Genomic DNA, 20,325 nt, shown 5'->3' with positions numbered 1-20,325 from the left:
ATCCCCATTGCGCAATAGTGCAAGCGAAATAAGTAGAATTGCCACGTACTTTTGGATGAACAGATATGCCGAAACTGCACTGCTGCTATAATAGTGCCCAAGATAGAATCGAATGGGTTGAATGATTGCAAAAATGAAACCTAAGATCGCAGTTCTAATGGATGAAAATACAAATGATGGTGGCAATCAATATGCCATGGGAAAAGGGTATTTTCGCGCTATCGTCGATGCTGGTGGACTGCCGATGGGGATGCCGTACGAACGTGATGTTTTGGATGAAATAATATCCATGTCGGATGGGTTACTTTGCCCCGGCGGGCGGTTTGCTTATCCGGATGCGTTCTATGTTGGTGATCTGAAATCGCATTCTCCAGTTTCTGATCGTTTGGCGATTGAGACGAAGTTGATCAATAGGTTTCTGGCTGAGGATAAGCCGGTGTTGGGCATTTGCGCTGGTATGCAGCTATTGGGTTGCTTGCATGGCGCGAAAATGACACCGGACTTGCGCACGACGATTGATGGTGCTGGGCCGCATGATGAAGCAGGGCGGACGCATAAGGTCGCGGTTGAGGCCAATACAATGTTGCACAATATTGTTGGTGTTGATGAGATGGAAGTGAATACATTTCATCGTGAAGCGCTTGTTGAGCTTTCCGAGCAAATCGTAATGTGTGCAAAATCCCCTGATGGGATTATTGAGGCGATTGAGTTGCCGGCATTTAGGTTTGCCCTGGGTATTCAGTGGCATCCAGAACGACTTGCTGATACCGACCACCCCGGCGATCAGATATTCAGTGCCTTTGTGGACATCTGTCGTTGACTGCTTATTTGAGACGGGCTGGCAATTTATGCCAATTGCTTTATAACGCCGCTGGTTGCCTCTTAGACTAAGAAAATGAGCTGAACGTGAAACCAGAAACCCGCATATTCTCCGTGGCCCCGATGATGGATTGGACAGATCGTCATTGTCGGTTTTTCCACCGGCATTTGTCGCGCCATGCGCTGTTGTTTACAGAAATGGTAACCAGTGCAGCGCTTATTCGGGGTGGTGCGGATTGGTTGCTCAACTATAATGATGAGGTTGAACACCCGATTGCGGCGCAGCTGGGTGGGTCGGACCCGCAGGAACTGGCTGCTGCAACAGCTTTATGTGCCAAGTTCGGATATGATGAGATCAATCTGAATGTTGGTTGCCCATCAGATCGCGTGCAGTCTGGGCGTTTTGGTGCATGTTTGATGGCGGAACCTGAATTGGTGGCGGACTGTGTTCGCGCAATGCGCGATGCAACAGATAAGCCAATCACCGTCAAATGCCGTATCGGCATCGATGATCAAGACAGCGAAACGGACCTCCGGCATTTTGTCGATCACATGCTGGAAGCTAAAGTCGATGCGCTATATGTTCATGCGCGTAAAGCCTGGCTTAAGGGTCTTTCGCCAAAAGAAAACCGTGAAGTCCCACCGCTTGATTATGACCGGGTCTATCGGTTGAAGAAACATGTTGGCGATCTGCCCATTCTGATCAATGGCGGCATTGAAACGATTGAGCAGTGCAAAACCCATCTTGAACATGTCGATGGTGTGATGCTTGGCCGTGCCGCTTATCACAATCCGGGGCTGTTGCGCGATGTTGATGCTCGGTTTTATGGTGATGATCAGGAGCCGATTTCACTTGAATCACTATGTGAAGTGATGATGAATTATGCTGAAATTCAAATGACTAAAGGCTCAAAGCTGAATCAGATTGTCCGCCACATGCTTGGCCTTGGATATGGCAAGCCGGGCGCACGTCGTTATCGGCAATTGCTTACGGTCGAGACCGTGAAGCCGGGCGCATCGCCGCACCTTATTGCTGAGGCTTTCGAGATTTTACGCCAAGGCGAGACAATGGCGCAGGCCAGCTAGAGTTCGCGATATTCGGATAAGTGTTCTATAATCCAGTCTTCGTGCAATAACATTTAGGTGCTCAAATGTCTGATCCAGAAACAAGCTTTTATGCCGTTGGCGAAACATTTATGGATGCTGAGGCATCGCAAATGTTTGGCAAAAAATGTTTCAAAGTTGGCGGCAAGGCATTCACTAGTTTTTTCCAAGATTGCATGGTGTTCAAACTTACAGGCGAACACCACAGCGCCGCGCTAGAAATTGAAGGCGCGACTTTATTTGACCCGTCCGGGAAAGGTCGCCCCATGAAGGAATGGGTGCAAGTGCCATTCGAAGCGCATGATCAATGGGCCGGACTTGCAGATGCTGCCAGGATCTATGTGCTGAGCAAGGCTTAACGGCTAAGCGCTAATTACGCAGTTCAAGTGCGTCTTGCGACACGGTATATGACGCCAACGTTTCCAAGAAACTCATGCCAAGCAAGCTCGTTTCCAACTGACCTTTCTCTGCCACGAGCGCGTCAATGTTGCGCCGTTCGATACTACCGATTTTGACATTTTCTAATCTGGTGAAGGCGGCCTTTGCTTCACCATTGGCTGTGCTGACGGGAACGGTGTAGCGCAGCTTTTTAATGTCGATCCCTGCGCGACGTGCATCATCGACGGTTAAAACAACAGCGGTCGCGCCTGTATCGAAGATGAATTTGATCTCATTGCCGTTTACATCTGCCGCAACAAGAAATGATCCACCCATCGAACGACGAAATCTGACAGCATCGCCACTTTCGCTGACATAGGCTGAACCCGGATTTAGTTCTGAGAGGAAGCGCGAGCCATATTGTTCAAGTTCTGTGCGAAAACTGTAGCCAAAGATCGCAAGCGCGAAAATGCCGACCCATAACACTGCGCCAGAAAGCATCTCGTTTAAGCGGATACGGCGACCAAAACTGCCGCCAGCAACCACCACAAGTACGGCGATCAAAATGACCAGTTGGCCGAATTGTTCCTGTTCCAGCCCAATCAAAGTGCCCACATCAGCCGAAATGAGGAAGGCGAGGGCAACAGACACAATCAGTGCCATGCCAATAAAAAGCATATTGTTTCCTTTAGCGCAAAAGCGCGCGGTTAAAGCCCCATACCAAATATAAAGGAAGACAATATGGCAATTTCAAGTATCAGCTGCGCTGCGCCAATTGTGTCACCGGTTTGTCCACCGATTAGTCGCACCAACATTTGACGCCATAAAACCAATACGATCGCTGATACAAGCAGCGCGATGATCCAGCGTCCCAGACCCACAAATGGCACCATCAACGCGAATGAAACTGCAATGGATAGGGCAATGCCGAAATAGCATGCACGCGCCGGTAAAATGCCAGCATTTGCCGAAAGGCCATCGGCACGGGCAGGGGGAAGTTGTTGGGCAATCCATGTTGCGCCGGAGCGGGCGAGCACACCACTTGCCAGCCAAATGGCGACACCAGCAATAGGCGCGACAGCAACAAGTGTTCCAAGGCAAATCATGCGCAACACGAAAGGGATGACGATACCCAGCGTGCCGTAGGTGCCATGGCGACTATCATGCATAATTTCCAGTTTTTGTTCGATTGTTTGGCCACCGAACAAGCCGTCCATTGCGTCAGCAAATGCATCCTCAGCCATGGCCCCGGTTATAATCGCAGAAAGGGCAACGGCGACCGCTGCAGCGAATAAAGGCGATGCGCCAAAGACCGTAAGCATCAGCAATATAAACGCTGGGCCAACGCCAATGATTAGACTTGGCAGCGCGAGAGGGCGGACCATTGCTGCGAAATTAAACTCATGGTGATTTTGATTTCCTGTCGGCAAGCGAGAGTAAAACCTGAGACCCATAATGATCGCTTCGACCATGTTGGCCCGTTTTGGCGGAAGCGTGCCATCGTCACTATTATCATTGGTTGGGGACTGCGCCGTTGTTTTTGCGGGCTTCTTTGAGTTTGCAGGCTTGGTCAATTGCAATTCCTCGTCAGTGGGGTAAGAAGAACGCCCCATTTACTTGATCCAAGAGTCGATAGCATGACCACCAACGCTGAAAAAAGCCCTTTCGCTGATTTTGAAGAACTATTGTCTTTATTGCCGCACGGAAGTGAGCAAGCCGTTGAAACGGTGCGCGCGCGTGATGCGCAATTGACCAAGCCAGCCGGATCGCTTGGCGAATTGGAAAAGATGGTGGAGCATTTGGCGCGCTGGCAGGAAAAAGGCGAGCCGACGTTAAACAATCCAATGGTGGCCATTTTTGCTGGCAATCATGGGGTGACCAAACAAGGCGTTTCTGCATTTCCACCAGAAGTGACAACGCAAATGGTCGCGAACTTTACCAATGGCGGCGCGGCGATTTCACAAATTTGCGCGCTAAATGAACTGAACTTACGGGTTTTTGAGTTGGCGCTTGAGTTGCCGACAGAGGATTTCACCCAAGCAGCGGCAATGGACGACAAAACATGTGCGGCAACGGTTGCCTACGGCATGGAAGCCATTGCTGGCAAACCAGACTTGCTTTGCATTGGTGAAATGGGCATTGGCAACACAACCTCAGCAGCTGCAATCTACGCCGCTTTATTTGGCGGTACTGGCACCGATTGGGTTGGCCGGGGCACGGGTGTTGATGATGAAGGCCTGAGCAGAAAAGTATCTGCCGTTGATCGCGGCCTGGCGCTACATGCAGAACACATGAAAACACCGTTTGATGCGCTAGCGCGTGTTGGTGGCCGAGAAATCGCGGCCATGGCTGGCGCGATCATCGCTGCACGCCACAATAAAATCCCTGTGATCGTTGATGGCTTTGTTGCCACTGCCGCCGCTGCAGTGGTTTACGCAGCCAACCCAATGGCGCTTGATCATTGTCTATTTGCACATCAATCAGCTGAAGCAGCGCATAGCGACGTGCTGCAAAAGATGGGCAAGAAGCCATTGTTTGATTTGGGTATGCGTTTGGGTGAGGGATCAGGCGCAGCGCTTGCCGCATCAATTGTGAAAACAGCACTACATGTTCATCAGAATATGGCGACGTTTGAAGAAGCTGCAGTTGCAGGTCAGATGAAGAACTAAAACTAGAGTTTGGTTGACTAGCCTTGGGCTGACTAGCCCTTGGCCGTTTTGTATATCTTGAGCTTTGGACGTTCTTTCACAGGGGCCATTGCATTCAGCACCCTGGATTTGGGGAAGCTGGCAATGGCTTCAGTTCCGAAGCGCAATTTGGAGAACAGATCAAACCGCCCCTGATGCAGCTCCATGATTTTTTGAACGATGGGTAGGCCCAAGCCAGCGCCTTGTTCTGCCGTTTTTGCAGCTAGAGAACCCTGACCGAATGAAGAAAGCACAGTTGCAATCTCATTTTCAGGAATGCCGGGTCCATTGTCACGAACAGACATAATCTGCGTGCCGCCGTCACCTTCACCAATTTTGAAGGTGATGCGTCCACTCTGAGGCGTAAATTTGATGGCGTTGGAAAGTAGGTTGAGGCAGACTTGACGAACAGCGCGCTCATCACCCCAAAGTTTGGGCATTGCTTCGTCAAATTCAGCAACAAGCTCGATGCTTTTCGCACGGGCGCGAATTTCTAGCATACGACGGCAATCCTCGCCGATATCGACCAGTGAAATGGCTTCTTCGCTCAAATCATATTTACCGGCTTCGATACGAGAAAGATCAAGTAACTCATTGATAAGGTTCAATAGATGTTCGCCGGACGCGTGAATATCACCCGAATAATCTTTATATTGTGGGTGTTCCATTGGGCCCAGGAGTTCGGACTTCATCACTTCAGAAAACCCGATAATGGCGTTCAGCGGCGTGCGCAATTCGTGGCTCATTGTCGCCAGGAACCGAGACTTGGCAATGTTTGCTTGCTCAGCTTCGCGCCGGGCCTCATCAGACATCAATTTCGCTTCTTCAAGCTCATAGATTAGCGAGTCTTTTTCGGCACGGTGTTCGATGGTTTTAAGGGCAGAGCGATGAAGAGTTCGGGATAGGAAATTAAAGAACACCCCGCCACCAATTGCCAACAACGCCAAAGCGTAGCTCAGCATGCCTTGGGAAAGAACAAGCGTTGTTCCAACCGTCAAAACAGCGGGCGCGGAGTTTGCCAATGTAGCAGAAGGGATCGCACGGCTTGAAATCGCGTTGGCAGCAATGCCCACCATCAACATGGCCCACTGGATAACGAGGACATCTTGACCTGCTTCGGCAAAGGCGAACAGCGCAAGGCTCGACCATGCCAAACCGTAAATCGTTTCAGCAACGATGAATGTTGTGGTGTGACGGCGCGCTTCAAATTCAACTTTTGGCGAATTGAGGAATTGTCGACATGTGAGGACCACGCCAAAATGGGTAAGGATCACGGAGCCTGCCCAAATTCCGACAGCAAAGGGTGGAACCCAGATCAGCGCCAGCAATGACAATGCAATCACAACAACAGGCATCGCGATCTTGCCGGAGTTGCGCGTGTTGGCATATTCGCTGAGCAGTTCGAAATCGTACGAGGCTTTTGTGCCGGAGCTAGAAGTCAGCCGTTGACGCGCGTCACTCACCGTACGCTGGCGCGAACGCGGCATACTAGGACGTGCGGAAACTTCCAGATCTGGCTGTGAAGTTGTGGACATGAAACGCAATACTCACAAATAGTCCAGCGCTAAGCGCAGTTTACTGTTATCAAACCAGAGTAGCCAATGTTGGTTAATCTCCCGTTACGGACACAATCCGCTTGCGTAAATTCATCAAAATGATCTCAGTCGTCTTCAAACTGGTTATAGCTGTCACCATGGGGGCTGCGCTCATATGGATGGTTGTTGTTCTAGATCGGCAAAAAATCACTGAAATCAAAGGCGTAGCAAGTGTTTCTGATGGCGATAGTTTGGTTATCAACGGGCTTAGAATTAGGCTTAAGGGGATTGATGCGCCTGAACTTGATCAAAAATGTGATGAAAAAAATAGTGTATGGCGATGTGGTGTTAAGGCAAAATCGGCACTCATCCAGCTTATCGGTGGGCAAGTCTTGGTGTGTAAATCCGAAGGTGAGGACAAATATCGTAGGTTGCTGGCGGTTTGTTATTTGTCGGAAAAAGACATCGGCAAATGGATGGTCACCAATGGTTGGGCCATCAGCTATGGCGACTACAAGTTTGATGAGGCACTTGCGCGGCGCAATTCATCAGGCCTTTGGCGGGGAGAGTTTGAAACCCCTCAAAGCTGGAGAAACAAAGCAAGATAAGAGATACGAAGAGACAGCTGACGTTGGGTTGACTATTTATGTTCGACTAAAATGAATTTGCGTGAAACGCCCAAAACGTTGCCATTGTTTCTGTTTCAAGCTAACACTATGTCAAATATTGGTATTATTTCCCAATTTGGTGTGAAAAATGTTAGACAAGATCGACCGTAAAATCCTGACCCTTCTGCAAAAAGACGCCACCACGCCGGTGGCTGAAATCGGCAAAAAGGTTGGGCTGTCCACAACACCATGTTGGCGGCGCATCCAAAAAATGGAAGAAGATGGCGTAATCAAACGACGCGTCGCTATTCTTGATCCAGAAAAAGTAAATGCGGGTGTTACAGTTTTTGTTTCTGTGCGCACCAACCAACACCATGACGATTGGTTGAAAAAATTCGCCGCCGTTGTTGAAGCCCATGATGAGGTTGTTGAATTCTATCGCATGAGTGGTGACGTAGATTACGTCTTACGCGTTGTCGTGCCAGACATCGCCCACTATGATCGCTTTTATCAAAAACTCATCGCAGAAATGTCGATGAGCGATGTCAGCTCATCTTTTGCGATGGAGCGCATTAAATACACAACAGCTTTGCCGCTTGATTTTGTTACAGACACAAAGAAATAGGGTGAATGTCACCCCAGCGACAAAACTTTAGCCGCCTGTCACTGACATATGACGTGACACATTGACCTGTGGCTTTTGCCGGTCGATCTCAAAATCGTGACCCTTTGGCTTAATGTCCATGGCGTGGTCGAGCAATTTATCAATCGCCTCTATGCCTTCTTCACGCAACGGATCGCGCAAGCTCACCTTATGATCCTGACCAAGGCATAAATAGAGATCGCCAGTGGCGGTCATGCGCACGCGATTGCAAGTCTCGCAAAAATTGTGGGTAAGGGGCGTAATAAGCCCTAAGCGTCCGCCGGTTTCCTCAACACGTAAATATCGAGCTGGACCGCCGGTTTTTAACGGGTCATCAGACAGCGTGAACCGTTTGGCCAGATTTTCGCGCACTTTGGATAGGGGCAGATATTGGTCAGCGCGTTCAATGTCCACTGCGCCCATGGGCATGGTCTCGATCAAAGTCAGGTCCATGCCTTTTTGGTGCGCCCATTCCATCATCGGTATGATCTCGTGGTCATTTTCGCCCTTAAGGGCGACCATGTTGATCTTGACGTGCAACCCAGCCTCTAATGCCGCATCAATGCCGTCCAAAACTTGGCTGAGACGCCCCCAGCGGGTGATGGCAGCGAATTTTGCAGCGTCCCGCGTATCAAGCGATACGTTTATCCGTTTCACGCCATGTCGCACCAGTTCAGGGGCATAACGGCGTAATTGGCTACCATTTGTGGTCAGAGTGAGCTCTTCAAGCCCATCGCCCAAAAACGCACCCAACCGTTCGATCAAAGTCATGATGTCGCGTCGCACCAGTGGTTCGCCACCGGTGAGGCGAAGTTTCTTTACGCCACGATCAACGAAGGCACGGGCCAATTGCTCAATCTCTTCTAAGCTAAGAACCTGACTTTTGGGCAAAAAGCTCATGTTTTCCGCCATGCAATAGGTACACCGGAAATCGCATCGATCCGTCACCGAAATGCGCAGATACTCAACGTGTCGTCCAAAATTGTCGATTAGCGGTCGCGCTAGAGCGTGTGTATTTGTCATGGGTTGAGCTTATGCAGCCCATTTCAAATTTGCAATCGTTGCAAATGAAAAGGCCGCCCAACTTTCGTCGGACGGCCATCAATTCCAAGTGAGTATTAAGTGAACGGCCTGCGTTCACCTAACATCTTTTGCGATTAGTGGCGTACGATTACGCGTGAGCCAACTTTTGCACGATTATAAAGGTCTTCAATATCGTTGTTGGTTAAGCGAATGCAACCTGATGATACAGCCTGTCCGATTGTCCAAGGCTCAGCAGTGCCGTGTAGACGATAAATTGTGCTGCCGATATATAGAGCTCGTGCGCCAAGTGGATTTTTTGGTCCGCCTGGCATATAGGCAGGAAGTCCAGGAACACGCTTGCGCATTGCAGGAGGAGGTGTCCAGCCTGGCCATTCAGCCTTGCGTGTTACACGGTGAGTACCTGACCAACGGAAACCGTCGCGCCCAACACCAACGCCGTACTTCATCGCGCGGCCATTGCCCAACACGAAGTATAGGCGACGTTCGGATGTCTCGACAATGATCGTGCCTTTTGCGAGTTTTGTTTTGTAGTCGACTTCTGTGCGTTTGACTTTTGATCCGCGGCGACCCGACGACGCTTTTGGCGCATCGCTATCAACCCACTCATTTGTCGTGCCGTCAAAATAAAAGTCAGCAAATGCGGTGTTGGGTGCAATCGCCCCAACCATTGCCACCAGCATTACCGCGAATGCGAGTTTTAAATTCTTCATTTCCCCAGGTTCCTCAATAATCCTAAATACAGATAGACCAACCGCCATCTCATATTTCATGTTCAATCTGATATTCTAGATTTGCGATATTATGGTTAATACATCGTGTTTAACAATCGCTCATATGAGTTTTATGCCAGATTCGGCAATAAAATTTGTTTAAAACCGTTCAATTGATTGCTATTGCAGTGCAAAAGCCAACTTTATGCACAAAATATACTGGGGATAGCGTGAGCGACGAGCTTAAAAAAATGGCGGCAAAGGCCGCAATGGGTGAAGTGAAATCAGGAATGCGCATAGGATTGGGCACCGGTTCCACGGCAAAACACTTTGTCGATTTTCTGGGTGCTGAGGTTGCGAATGGTTTTGAGTGCCTTTGTGTGCCGACATCCGAAGTCACCGCCGCGCAAGCGCGATCGCTCAATATTCCACTAACAAGTTTAGATGAAATCGACGCGCTTGATGTCACTGTTGATGGTGCAGATGAAATCGATGAAGCACGGCAATTGATCAAAGGCGGGGGCGGGGCATTGTTGCGCGAAAAGATCGTGGCGGCGGCATCCGCCAAAATGATTGTCATCGCTGATACGTCTAAAATGGTTTCCACATTGGGCGCGTTTCCATTGCCAATCGAAGTGAATAAATTTGGCCTAGGCGCAACGCAAAATCTTGTACAGTCCATCTTAGACCGATTTAAAGCCGAAGGTGGCCTCGCATTAAGAATGGACAGTGAGAGCAAACCGTTTGTCACCGACGGTGGACATTTTATTCTAGACGCATCTTTTGGCCGCATTTCGGATGCAAAAGCACTATCGACAGCGTTGCTGGACATTCCAGGTGTCGTGCAGCATGGGCTATTCATTGATATGTGCGAAAAAGCCTACTTGGCCAGCCCAGATGGCGTCGTTACACTAGATGGCAAGGCATGAGGGAACAAATGAAAATGATAAAGAGAATAGCTGGCTTAGTCGCCGCAGCAGCGACTGCCATGATGCTGACTGTTGCAGCCCAAGCACAAGAAATCGCACCAGAGCATTTAGCGCTAGCGAAAAGATACGTGGTTTTGACGGACACTGGTGCGCTTTTCCAGCGAACCATATTGCAAACAGCACAAGAGTCGGTTGACCACCTTGTGCAGCAAAACCCAGAAATCGGTGAAGATATTTTGGCGGGCGCACGAGACGTTGCCAAAGAATATTTGCAGGGCGACAATCTTGTACACGACAACTTCGCGCGGATTTATGCGGTTCATTATACAATGGATGAGTTGACCCAAATCATCGCGTTTTATGAAACAGACGTCGGCAAGAAAATTCTCGCTGGTAACATTGAGATCAATAAAAATCTGCAGACCGCCGCACGCGTTGCAGAAGAAAATCTTTCGACCGAATTTGCAGTTCGGTTGCGCTCGCATCTTAAAGAAAAGGGTTTCGACCTCTAATTTCTTTAAGTCCATCCCGAATTCGTGAAGCCCCGTATCTTGTATGCGGGGCTTTTTTGTGATCAACGAAAACCAACATGAGAATTAAACCGGAGAACTTGCATGTCCCGACACTATGATTTGGTTGTGATTGGCGCTGGCTCAGGCGGCGTGCGCGCTGCGCGTATGGCGTCTACATATGGTGCAAAAGTTGCCATTATCGAAGAATATAGACTTGGCGGAACATGTGTAATTCGCGGCTGTGTGCCAAAGAAATTGTTTGTGTTGGCAAGCCGTTACCCTGAACAGTTTGAAGTGGCGCAAAGCTTTGGATGGTCGTTTGGTGAACCAGAATTCAACTGGTCCACGCTTCTATCCAATAAGGACAAAGAAATTGATCGTCTTGAAGGCATTTACGGCAATATCTTAGGCGGTGCCAATGTCGAAATCATTCGCGACCGCGGCGTTGTCACGGGGCCAAACAGCGTAAAATTGGCGAAGGCAAATGAGGAACTTTCTGCGGATCGAATTCTTGTTGCGACCGGCGGACGACCTTTCGTTCCAAACATCCCGGGGTCAGAACTCGGCATAACGTCCAATGAAGCGTTTCACCTTAAAGAACTGCCTAAGAAAATTCTGGTGAATGGTGGCGGCTATATTGCGGTGGAATTCGCCGGCATCTTTGCTGGCTTAGGCGTTGAAACCACTTTGCTTTATCGCGGCGATCAAATCCTTCGTGGATTTGATGAAGACGTGCGCGAAATCGTTGCAGAGCAAATGAAAGCGCGTGGTGTTGAAATCAAACTTAATGCCAACATTGAGCGCATGGATCGTTGTGCTGATGGCAATATCGATGTGAGCTTTGATACAGGCGAAGTCGTTGAATTTGGCGAAGTCATGTTTGCAACGGGCCGTGTACCAAATATCGAGGGACTTGGCTTAGACACCGCAGATGTGAAGCTGAACAAGTCCGGCGCAATTGATGTTGATGCCTATTCACAAACCAGTTGCCACTCAATTTATGCCGTTGGCGACGTGACAGACAGGGCTGCATTGACACCCGTTGCTATTCGCGAAGGCGCAGCTTTTGTGGAAACAGTGTATAATGACACCCCGACAGCGGTTGATCACTCGATCATCCCAACTGCCGTATTTTCTGAGCCTGAAATCGGCACTGTGGGTATGGTGGAACACGAAGCAGCCAAAGCACACTCAAAAGTGAATGTTTATTTGTCGACATTCCGCCCCATGCAAAACACGCTAACGTCACGACCTGAAAAAATGTTGTTCAAGCTCATCACGGATGGCGAAACTGACAAGGTGCTTGGCGTGCATATTGTGGGTCCATCGGCAGGCGAGATGATCCAAATGGTGGGGATTGCTGTTTCGATGGGGGCAACAAAAGCAGACTTTGACCGCACAATCGCGGTTCACCCAACCGCAGCGGAAGAGTTGGTGACGCTTAAAGCGCCGACATATCAGTTGGTAGACGGCAAGCGCGCTAACTAGTTCAAGAACCGTAGGTTACAGAACTTTGTGCGCCACAAGTTGGTCGAGAATTTGTGGCGCATCCTCTTTACTTTAGCCAATACCAACCAACGCTTTCAACGTTGCCCCAACCAAATAGGCAAGGCCAGCTGCTGACATTCCAATGGCAAACGTCTCCAATGCGCTCATATACCATGTGGCAGTCGACCACATAGATTTGGCCGCGCCTATGGCCAAAAATACCACGCCAGTCATCGCGGCCGCTAAAACGGCACTAGCGGAAAGTCCGAGTAAGTAGGGGATGAGCGGCACTGCGCCACAGACAAGAAATGCCAAGAAGGTGGCAATTGCTGCCTTTGCTGGCGATCTTTGAACAGCGGCTATGCCATATTCTTCGGCTAGCATAACCTCCAACCACATATCTTGGTTGGATGTGACGAGGTGGACGATCTCTTCCAATTCCGCATCAGCAAATCCCTTGGACGCAAATATTTGCCTTATTTCTTCTCGTTCGCCTTCTGGGTGATCGGTTATGTGGCGGATTTCAGCGGCGCGTACCCGTTTGTAGTCGTCAATTTCAGCCTTTGTGCCTGAATAGTTGGATGCCGCCATCGAAAAACCATCAGCCAGCAAGTTGGCCACCCCAAGGATGAGTACAATTCCGGCTGAAAGTTCTGCACCGACGACACCTGCAACAATTGCGAATGTGGTTACAGCGCCATCGATCCCGCCATAAATCCAATCGCGCAAATATGATATGCTCGGGCCAGCACTCAGTCTTTTGCGGATCGCTTCGGGTGTGTGGTTGTGATTGAGGTTGCGCATATAGGTTGTACCAACTTGTTGAAGCGAACTTTCCTTTGTCAGACAATAACATAACAATTCTTTGTTAGAATGTGGTGGAACGTCGCCTTTAGTCTAAATTCGCATTATTTTTAGCATTCATCGCTGGTTTGCGAGGCAAAAGTTTGCTAAATCCTTATGGTTCATTAAACGAAGAAAACCTGAAAGCGAGTATAAAATGAGTAACTGGACACCTGATAGTTGGAGATCGAAAGACATCCGCCAGGTTCCGGCTTATCCAGATAAGGCGGAACTGGCAGCTGTTGAAGAGCGCCTTTCATCATTTCCGCCTCTCGTATTTGCAGGCGAAACGCGCGGGCTCAAAGAGCAATTGGCCGATGTAGCGCACGGCAAAGCATTTTTGTTGCAAGGCGGCGATTGTGCTGAAAGTTTTGCGGAACATCATGCGGATCACATTCGTGATTTCTTCCGCGTGTTTTTGCAGATGGCGGTTGTATTGACCTCAGGCGGATCGAAGCCCGTGGTAAAAGTTGGTCGCGTGGCTGGCCAATTCGCCAAGCCGCGCTCATCAGACAATGAAACAATAGATGGCACAACACTGCCAAGCTATCGTGGCGACATCATCAACGGCATCGACTTTGATGAAACATCGCGGGTGCCTGACCCCAACCGCATGACCATGGCGTATCGTCAATCAGCAGCGTCGCTTAACCTTATCCGGGCTTTTGCTTCTGGCGGTTATGCGAATTTGGAACGCACCCACGAATGGACCATGGAGTTCATCAAGGACACTGACCCGTATAATAAATACGAAAATGTGGCACGAAAAATTGATGATGCAATCGATTTTATGCGAGCGCTCGGCATCAATGGCGACAACACGCCTCAGCTGCGCGAAACTAAATTCTACACCAGCCACGAAGCTTTGCTTTTGGGGTATGAGGAAGCCTTTACCCGCCGCGATTCAATTACCAATGATTGGTATGCAACCTCCGGGCATATGCTTTGGATTGGCGATCGTACCCGCCAAGTTGATGAAGCGCATGTGGAGTTTTTCTCCGGCATTAAAAATCCAATTGGATTGAAATGTGGTCCATCACTTTCAAATGACGACCTGAAACGACTTTTGGACAAATTAAATCCAGAAAACGAAGCCGGCCGTTTGACGTTGATCACCCGTTTTGGTGCGGAAAAAATCAACGACGAATTACCGCGTTTGATTGAGTTGGTAAAAAGCGAAGGCCGCACGGTTGTTTGGTCATGCGATCCAATGCACGGCAACACTGTTAAAGCTTCAACGGGCTATAAAACGCGTCCATTTGACTTCATCTTGTCTGAAGTAAAGAGCTTCTTTGAAATTCATCGTCAGCTTGGCACCTATGCAGGTGGCGTTCATGTTGAAATGACCGGTAAGGACGTAACGGAATGCGTGGGCGGTGTTTCTGCTGTTACCGAAGCAGATCTTGAAAGCCGATATCACACCCATTGCGACCCACGTCTTAATGCGTCGCAAGCGCTTGAATTGGCGTTTTTAGTTGCAGAAGAAATGCGCGATCAACGTCCTGTACGTCCACGCAATTTGGCTGCAATCTAACAACCCAAACCTGAGTTTAAAATCTCAAGCACCGACTCTTGAAAAAGGGGCGGTGTTTTTTGTTGCATTATCAATTTCTTAAGAGAGTTTTAGCGGCGTCTTAACCTTAATCACCCATAAATAAGGCCAATACTTTTGTTAGTTGCGCATTCGGAGGGTTCCATGCGGCGTTTTGGTTTTGGGGTTGTTGTTTCAGTGGTTGCATTGGTAAGTGCGAGTCCCGCCCTTGCGGCAGACTTGGATTATCCAACAGAAATGCGCGGCAGCTACAACGATTGGGACGCTCCAGCTGATCCTTTGATGGAGTTTGAAGCGGGTCTTCGGTATCACTACTCGCGCGGTGGCAGTTCTATATCCACGCAAGGTATCACCAGTTCCGGACTGACTGTTCCAGCAACCAGTGGCAGCACTTCCGACACCACACAGTTTGGCGAAGTCTTTTTGCGTTTGAATGACTTGGCGACGGACACGTATTTACACGCCTATGGTGGATATTCAATCCATCTAGACGCGAACTACGATAACGGCGTCACGAGCGGCAACACAACACTCGGTCGAATGGCATATGCGGTAGCTGATTTTGGTTATTTGCCTGTAAAGCTTGGCTCTGACGATATGGGTGCTGCATTTGGTGGTTTTGTTGGATATCAATATCTAAATGACGCCCCAACGATTGGCGGAGCAGATTTCAGTCCGATCAAAGACAACTCATCAATATCTTGGACAACTGGTACCAAGAGTTATTTCTTACCAGTTGATCATGCTGATCATTCGTTGAATATTAATGCGCTGCGTCTTGGTGTCTCAACTAAAGCAACTGCAGGAAAATTTGATTTGACGGCTGAATTCGCAGCAATACCCTATGCGTCGGTAACCGGCGTCTTAGGTGGGCACAGTTTTGGAGCAATCAAGCGCGGAGCTTACACCACATATAAAGCTACCGAGTCCAAATTTAATGGTTCTGCGTGGGGCGCAGCAGCAGACGTGATGGTTGGCTATAATGTGACCGATAACGTTGCTTTTCGCGTCGGTGGACGCGCGACATACCTTCGCGGGCAAGGAAACCTAGTTTATGGGCTTGCTGACGTTACGGAGCCCGTTGATACCAATTCAGATGGGACTTACGACATCGGCCCAAGTACGGGCGGTACGTATTATTTGACACCGGAACGGATCGACGCGCTTTCTCTTTGGAGATATGGCTTGCTTGCTGAATTGAAAGTTCAATTTTAGTCTTTCATCGTTGATTTATTCCAAAGCGCGCAACATCTTTTGTGCGCTTTTTCTATGCCATCGTGGCACCTTGCGTATCGTGCCGTAAATCGTTACATCTAGCGCTGATTTTGACCGGTTTTGGATATCTTTCGTGACTGACAATTTGCGCATTGCCCTTGCCCAGCTCAACCCTACCGTTGGCGACCTTTCTTCCAACTTGGCCAAAGGGGAGAAGGCGGTTGACGAGGCTATTGCGGCGAACGCCGATATCATCCTTTTTCCAGAACTCTACATCACCGGATACTTCCCCGAAGACTTGCTGTTTAAACCCAAATTTGTTGCCGACGCGATGGAAGCGGCTTGTACATTGGCGGAAAAGACCGAAGGCGAGCATATCGCGGCGCTGATCCCTTGCGTTTGGCGCGAAAGCGACAAGCTTTTCAATGCGGTGCTGTTGGCGCAAGACGGAAAAATTGTTGATTGGCGTGCAAAGCATGATTTGCCCAATGATGACGTGTTTTATGAAAAACGCTATTTTGAAGCCGGTGGTCTGCCGGGGCCGTTCAACATTCATGATGTTCGAATTGGTGTGCCAATTTGCGAAGATATCTGGTGGCCAGAGGTTTGCGAGTGCTTAGCTGAAACGGGTGCAGAAATGCTGCTTTGCCCTAACGGCTCGCCTTACTGGCGCAACAAGCAAGATGTGCGCATCAATGAAGTCGTTCAGCGGGTTGTTGAAACTCAATTGCCGCTTCTCTACCTCAATCAAGTTGGTGGCCAAGACGAGCTTGTTTTTGATGGGGCTTCGTTTGGTCTCAACGCTGACAGAAGCCTCGCATTCCAATGCAAAAGCTTTGAAGAGCAATTGTTGATCTCTGATTGGGTGCGCGAAGACGATCAATGGGTGTGCAATGACGCACCAATTTCCGATCTTGTGTCCGAGGACGAAGCGCCTTGGCGCGCATGTGTGCTTGGGTTGCGGGATTACATCCATAAAAACCACTTCAAATCGGTTGTGCTGGGGCTCTCTGGCGGCATTGATAGCGCTATCGTTGCGGCAATGGCGGTTGATGCGCTGGGGCCAGAAAACGTTCACTGCATTATGTTGCCCTATCGATATACATCTCAAGATAGTTTGAAAGATGCCAAGGACTGCGCCGAGCGGTTGGGCGTTCGCTATGACATTGTTTCAATCGGCGATGCGGTAGAAGCTGCAACCGAGGCGCTAGCGCCTTTGTTTGAAGGGATGCAGCCCGGACTGGCAGAAGAGAACTTACAGTCGCGCATGCGCGGCACCTATTTGATGGGCGTATCCAATAAACTTGGTTCTATGCTGATCACCACCGGCAACAAGTCCGAAATGGCCGTTGGGTACGCAACGATTTATGGCGATATGAATGGCGGCTACAACCCAATCAAAGACCTTTATAAAATGCAGGTCTATCATCTGGCGGATTGGCGCAACAAAAACATGCCGTCTGACTGTTTGGGGCCAAAAGGCGAGGTGATCCCAAATTCGATCATCACCAAAGCACCAAGTGCTGAATTGCGCGAGGACCAGAAGGACCAAGACAGTTTGCCGCCTTATCCAATGCTCGACGCTATTTTGGCGCGGTTTGTTGAAGGTGAAGAGTCTGTTGAGGAAATCATTGCCGAAGGGTTTGACGCAGAAATTGTCGCCAAACTGCAAAAATTGCTCTATATCGCCGAATATAAGCGACGCCAATCGGCCCCCGGACCGAAACTGACCGCCAAAGCATTTGGTTTTGGCCGTAAATACCCAATTACAAACGGTTATCGTGACCTAATTCCAAGAGCGATCTAATTTCAAGGAAGTTAATTCAATGACCACAGTCGTGCGCTTCGCGCCTTCGCCAACTGGCAATATTCACCTCGGGAACGCCCGACCTGCCTTGATGAACTGGATGTTTGCACTCAAAACCGGTGGGCAATTCATCCTACGTTTTGATGATACGGATCTGGAACGTTCAAAACAAGAATATGCTGATGCCATTGAAGTTGATCTGGCTTGGCTGGGCATTAAACCCCACCGTTTGGAACGTCAATCAGAACGTAAGAGCGCCCATGATGCTGCTCGCGACAAGCTGATTGCAGATGGTCGTCTTTATCCGTGTTACGAAACCGCAGATGAGCTTGATCGCCGTCGCAAACGTGCGCGGGCGATGGGCAAGCCGCCAATTTATGATCGCGCTGGGCTGAGCCTTACGGACGAAGATAAAGCCAAATTTGAAGCCGAAGGGCGCAAGCCCCATTGGCGGTTCAAGCTTGAAGGCAAAGAAGTTTTGTTTTCTGACGTGGTGCGCGGTGAGCAAAAAGTAAACACAGACACGATGTCTGATCCGGTATTGATCCGCGAAGACGGAAGTTATCTTTATACGCTTCCTTCTGTCGTGGATGACATTGATATGGGCGTCACCCACGTTATTCGTGGCGAAGACCATGTAACCAACACCGGCGCGCAAATCGAACTGTTTGAGACTTTGGGCGCGAACGTTCCAAGTTTTGGTCATCACAACCTTTTGACAGATGCAAGCGGTGAGGGCTTCTCAAAGCGCAAAGGATCGATGTCGATCACTCATTTGCGTGAAGAGGGATATGAAGCGATGGCTGTCGCGTTGATCGCTATTTTGACCGGCACCAGCCAGCCAGTTGCCCCCCACGCATCGCTTGAAGAGTTGGCACAAAGCTTTGATGTTTCAATGGTGTCGCGCAGTTCAGCCCGTTTTGACCCGTCCGAGTTGGATGCGTTCAATGCGCGCATGGTTCACGCTATGCCGTTTGATGCCGTGAAGGATCGTTTGGCTGAATTGGGCATTGAAGATGGTGAAGCACTTTGGAATACGGTGCATGAGAACCTAGCCAAGTTTGATGAAATCAAACAATGGCAAGAACTCGTTCAAGGGCCAGTGCAATCAATCGTTGCCGAAGAAGACCGAGAGTTTATCGACGCAGCCAAAGAGTATTTGCCAGCAGAGCCTTGGGATGAAAATACTTGGGGCATGTGGACGGATCAGTTGAAAGCAGAAACTGGCCGTAAGGGCAAAGGGCTATTTATGCCCCTTCGCTTGGCTTTGAGTGGTCAGTCGCATGGTCCTGAACTTAAGACCCTGCTGCCACTGTTGGGGCGTAAGGCGTGTCTGGACCGACTAGCCTAACTGATTTTTCGCCAATAATGACCAATCGCAGGTCCCTAGTTGAGCTTGACTGAACAACAGCAACAACGTTCTCGCCCCCAAGATTTGGGCGGGGACGCGGCAATGGCACAAAATTCGCTGCTGCAACTTCTACCTGCAAAACTTGCCTCGGGTCACGACGTGGCAGCGGGAAGCTAATGTCTCCAAAAGTAATGACAGCATTTGACGAATTTTGGTCTGATCCAAAATTGATCACACCATAAATCGACGCTTTGCGAACCCGACACGTGGCATCAAACTCGCGCCGATACCGGAATGCATTTGGCAAGGCGGAGTAGGGGCTGCCGTTTAAATTGACCATGTCTTCGGGTGAGCCGCCTATATTGCTATAATAATATAGGTCGACTTGGCCTTCGCCAGTCGCCAACGATTCACATGCACCAGCATCACTATAGATATGGTCCTGCACCGTGGAAAAACTCACCGGCCAATAATATCCGTCACATGTGCGCACGCAGACGGTGCGGTAAGTTTCCCGCGCAGAATAGTAAAAATCGTCATCAGATATTGTGTCATCATCGCCGCCAAACAACCGCTCAAATAGCGTCTTGCGCTCTGGTTTAGTGTCGCGTTTGGTGACTGAAGCGCCAGATCGGGATGAACAGCCGAACCGAGCATATTGTTGCAACGCAGATTCGCGGGCGTTGGCGACTTGGCTACCCTTCTTCACGCGCGCAACGGCGTTTGAGTATGCCTTGCGTTCCCGTTTTATTTTTCGGGCAATTGAACGACAACTGTTATTGAGCTTGCCGCCAGCGTTCAGCACTTTTTGACAGCCGGAACGCACAAACTGGCTTTCCCACTTTTTGACTTCTTTGAGTGCCGATTTGGCCATTGAGTCGTTTTCTTGGCCATTCTTAAAATCTGAGTTGCGTTCGTAAGAACGAATCTTACGTTTCAGCGAACTACAGCTGTCCGCCTGCGCAAAACTAGGCGCAGCGGTAGCAATACCAACAAAAAGGGCAAATATAACTGCCAAAAAACGTTGCACGAATTTACTCACTTAGCCCACAATAGTTTTGGATTAGCTCATCAATCTGCCATTTTAAAGGCAAAGATTT

Annotated in this window: 20 protein-coding genes; 13 read left to right on the top strand and 7 right to left on the bottom strand. The window is 49.4% G+C overall.

Translation table 11 applies throughout. The annotated features are described in order from the left end of the window. Positions 1–133 precede the first annotated feature (133 nt). From ACSHWX_RS07605 to ACSHWX_RS07595, 3 genes are all read left to right on the top strand, one after another. Complete coding sequence (locus ACSHWX_RS07605) at positions 134–820, top strand: gamma-glutamyl-gamma-aminobutyrate hydrolase family protein (RefSeq protein WP_435667602.1); 687 nt, start codon at positions 134–136, stop codon at positions 818–820. A gap of 80 nt (positions 821–900) precedes the next feature. Continuing rightward, entirely contained in the window at positions 901–1,905 is a 1,005-nt protein-coding gene (dusA, locus tag ACSHWX_RS07600; RefSeq protein WP_435667683.1) for a tRNA dihydrouridine(20/20a) synthase DusA, read from the top strand. Between the two features lie 65 nt (positions 1,906–1,970). Then, positions 1,971–2,282 carry a hypothetical protein gene (locus ACSHWX_RS07595; RefSeq protein WP_435667601.1) on the top strand — a complete coding sequence of 104 codons (312 nt, stop codon included), beginning with the start codon at positions 1,971–1,973 and terminating at the stop codon, positions 2,280–2,282. Positions 2,283–2,292: 10 nt separating this feature from the next. Here the strand turns inward: ACSHWX_RS07595 and ACSHWX_RS07590 are convergent, their stop codons facing one another. Next, on the bottom strand, positions 2,293–2,979 hold the full coding sequence (locus ACSHWX_RS07590; protein ID WP_435667600.1) for a retropepsin-like aspartic protease family protein: 687 nt from the start codon (positions 2,977–2,979) through the stop codon (positions 2,293–2,295). Positions 2,980–3,008: 29 nt separating this feature from the next. After that, the gene (locus tag ACSHWX_RS07585) at positions 3,009–3,914 is read right to left on the bottom strand and encodes an adenosylcobinamide-GDP ribazoletransferase (protein ID WP_435667599.1); all 906 of its coding nucleotides are present in this window, start codon (positions 3,912–3,914) and stop codon (positions 3,009–3,011) included. Positions 3,915–3,938: 24 nt separating this feature from the next. Between ACSHWX_RS07585 and cobT the strand changes: the two genes are divergently transcribed. Beyond that, positions 3,939–4,970 (top strand): nicotinate-nucleotide--dimethylbenzimidazole phosphoribosyltransferase, encoded by a 1,032-nt coding sequence (gene cobT / locus ACSHWX_RS07580; RefSeq protein WP_435667598.1) that lies wholly within the window; start codon positions 3,939–3,941, stop codon positions 4,968–4,970. A 32-nt stretch (positions 4,971–5,002) separates the two neighbouring features. Here the strand turns inward: cobT and ACSHWX_RS07575 are convergent, their stop codons facing one another. Further along, a complete protein-coding gene (locus tag ACSHWX_RS07575; RefSeq protein ID WP_435667597.1) occupies positions 5,003–6,523 on the bottom strand; it encodes a sensor histidine kinase in 1,521 nt (506 codons plus the stop codon). Positions 6,524–6,624: 101 nt separating this feature from the next. On the opposite strand from ACSHWX_RS07575, the gene ACSHWX_RS07570 reads away from it, so the two are divergent. Together ACSHWX_RS07570 and ACSHWX_RS07565 are read left to right on the top strand one after the other, a co-directional pair. Beyond that, a complete protein-coding gene (locus ACSHWX_RS07570) occupies positions 6,625–7,131 on the top strand; it encodes a thermonuclease family protein (protein WP_435667596.1) in 507 nt (168 codons plus the stop codon). A 148-nt stretch (positions 7,132–7,279) separates the two neighbouring features. After that, positions 7,280–7,756 (top strand): Lrp/AsnC family transcriptional regulator, encoded by a 477-nt coding sequence (locus ACSHWX_RS07565; RefSeq protein ID WP_435667595.1) that lies wholly within the window; start codon positions 7,280–7,282, stop codon positions 7,754–7,756. Between the two features lie 27 nt (positions 7,757–7,783). Here the strand turns inward: ACSHWX_RS07565 and moaA are convergent, their stop codons facing one another. Further along, the gene (moaA, locus tag ACSHWX_RS07560; protein ID WP_435667594.1) at positions 7,784–8,797 is read right to left on the bottom strand and encodes a GTP 3',8-cyclase MoaA; all 1,014 of its coding nucleotides are present in this window, start codon (positions 8,795–8,797) and stop codon (positions 7,784–7,786) included. Positions 8,798–8,931: 134 nt separating this feature from the next. Then, a complete protein-coding gene (locus ACSHWX_RS07555) occupies positions 8,932–9,528 on the bottom strand; it encodes a L,D-transpeptidase (protein ID WP_435667593.1) in 597 nt (198 codons plus the stop codon). 251 nt (positions 9,529–9,779) lie between these two features. Between ACSHWX_RS07555 and rpiA the strand changes: the two genes are divergently transcribed. From rpiA to gor, 3 genes are all read left to right on the top strand, one after another. Beyond that, positions 9,780–10,457, top strand: a complete 678-nt coding sequence (gene rpiA, locus ACSHWX_RS07550; RefSeq protein ID WP_435667682.1) for a ribose-5-phosphate isomerase RpiA — start codon at positions 9,780–9,782, stop codon at positions 10,455–10,457. A gap of 14 nt (positions 10,458–10,471) precedes the next feature. Next, positions 10,472–10,969, top strand: coding sequence for a DUF2059 domain-containing protein (locus tag ACSHWX_RS07545; RefSeq protein ID WP_435667592.1), 498 nt, complete (start codon positions 10,472–10,474; stop codon positions 10,967–10,969). Between the two features lie 102 nt (positions 10,970–11,071). Beyond that, complete coding sequence (gene gor / locus ACSHWX_RS07540; protein WP_435667591.1) at positions 11,072–12,457, top strand: glutathione-disulfide reductase; 1,386 nt, start codon at positions 11,072–11,074, stop codon at positions 12,455–12,457. A gap of 72 nt (positions 12,458–12,529) precedes the next feature. On the opposite strand, the gene ACSHWX_RS07535 is transcribed toward gor, so the two are convergent. After that, entirely contained in the window at positions 12,530–13,261 is a 732-nt protein-coding gene (locus ACSHWX_RS07535) for a VIT1/CCC1 transporter family protein (RefSeq protein ID WP_435667590.1), read from the bottom strand. 196 nt (positions 13,262–13,457) lie between these two features. On the opposite strand from ACSHWX_RS07535, the gene ACSHWX_RS07530 reads away from it, so the two are divergent. From ACSHWX_RS07530 to gltX, 4 genes are all read left to right on the top strand, one after another. After that, positions 13,458–14,834 (top strand): class II 3-deoxy-7-phosphoheptulonate synthase, encoded by a 1,377-nt coding sequence (locus ACSHWX_RS07530; RefSeq protein ID WP_435667589.1) that lies wholly within the window; start codon positions 13,458–13,460, stop codon positions 14,832–14,834. A gap of 162 nt (positions 14,835–14,996) precedes the next feature. Next, positions 14,997–16,067: a hypothetical protein gene (locus ACSHWX_RS07525; protein WP_435667588.1), complete on the top strand. Its 1,071-nt coding sequence runs from the start codon at positions 14,997–14,999 to the stop codon at positions 16,065–16,067. Between the two features lie 133 nt (positions 16,068–16,200). Then, positions 16,201–17,874, top strand: a complete 1,674-nt coding sequence (locus ACSHWX_RS07520; RefSeq protein ID WP_435667587.1) for an NAD+ synthase — start codon at positions 16,201–16,203, stop codon at positions 17,872–17,874. 19 nt (positions 17,875–17,893) lie between these two features. Further along, complete coding sequence (gltX, locus tag ACSHWX_RS07515) at positions 17,894–19,225, top strand: glutamate--tRNA ligase (protein WP_435667586.1); 1,332 nt, start codon at positions 17,894–17,896, stop codon at positions 19,223–19,225. Here gltX and ACSHWX_RS07510 read toward each other — a convergent pair. Continuing rightward, positions 19,170–20,255 carry a DUF2865 domain-containing protein gene (locus ACSHWX_RS07510; RefSeq protein ID WP_435667585.1) on the bottom strand — a complete coding sequence of 362 codons (1,086 nt, stop codon included), beginning with the start codon at positions 20,253–20,255 and terminating at the stop codon, positions 19,170–19,172. The genes gltX and ACSHWX_RS07510 overlap by 56 nt on opposite strands. Between the last annotated feature and the right edge of the window lie 70 nt (positions 20,256–20,325).

Source organism: Maritalea sp. (genome assembly GCF_051251695.1).
Classification (GTDB): Bacteria; Pseudomonadota; Alphaproteobacteria; order Rhizobiales; family Devosiaceae; genus Maritalea.
Note: the sequence above shows the minus strand (reverse complement) of the source record. Positions and strands in the feature narration are given on the sequence as shown.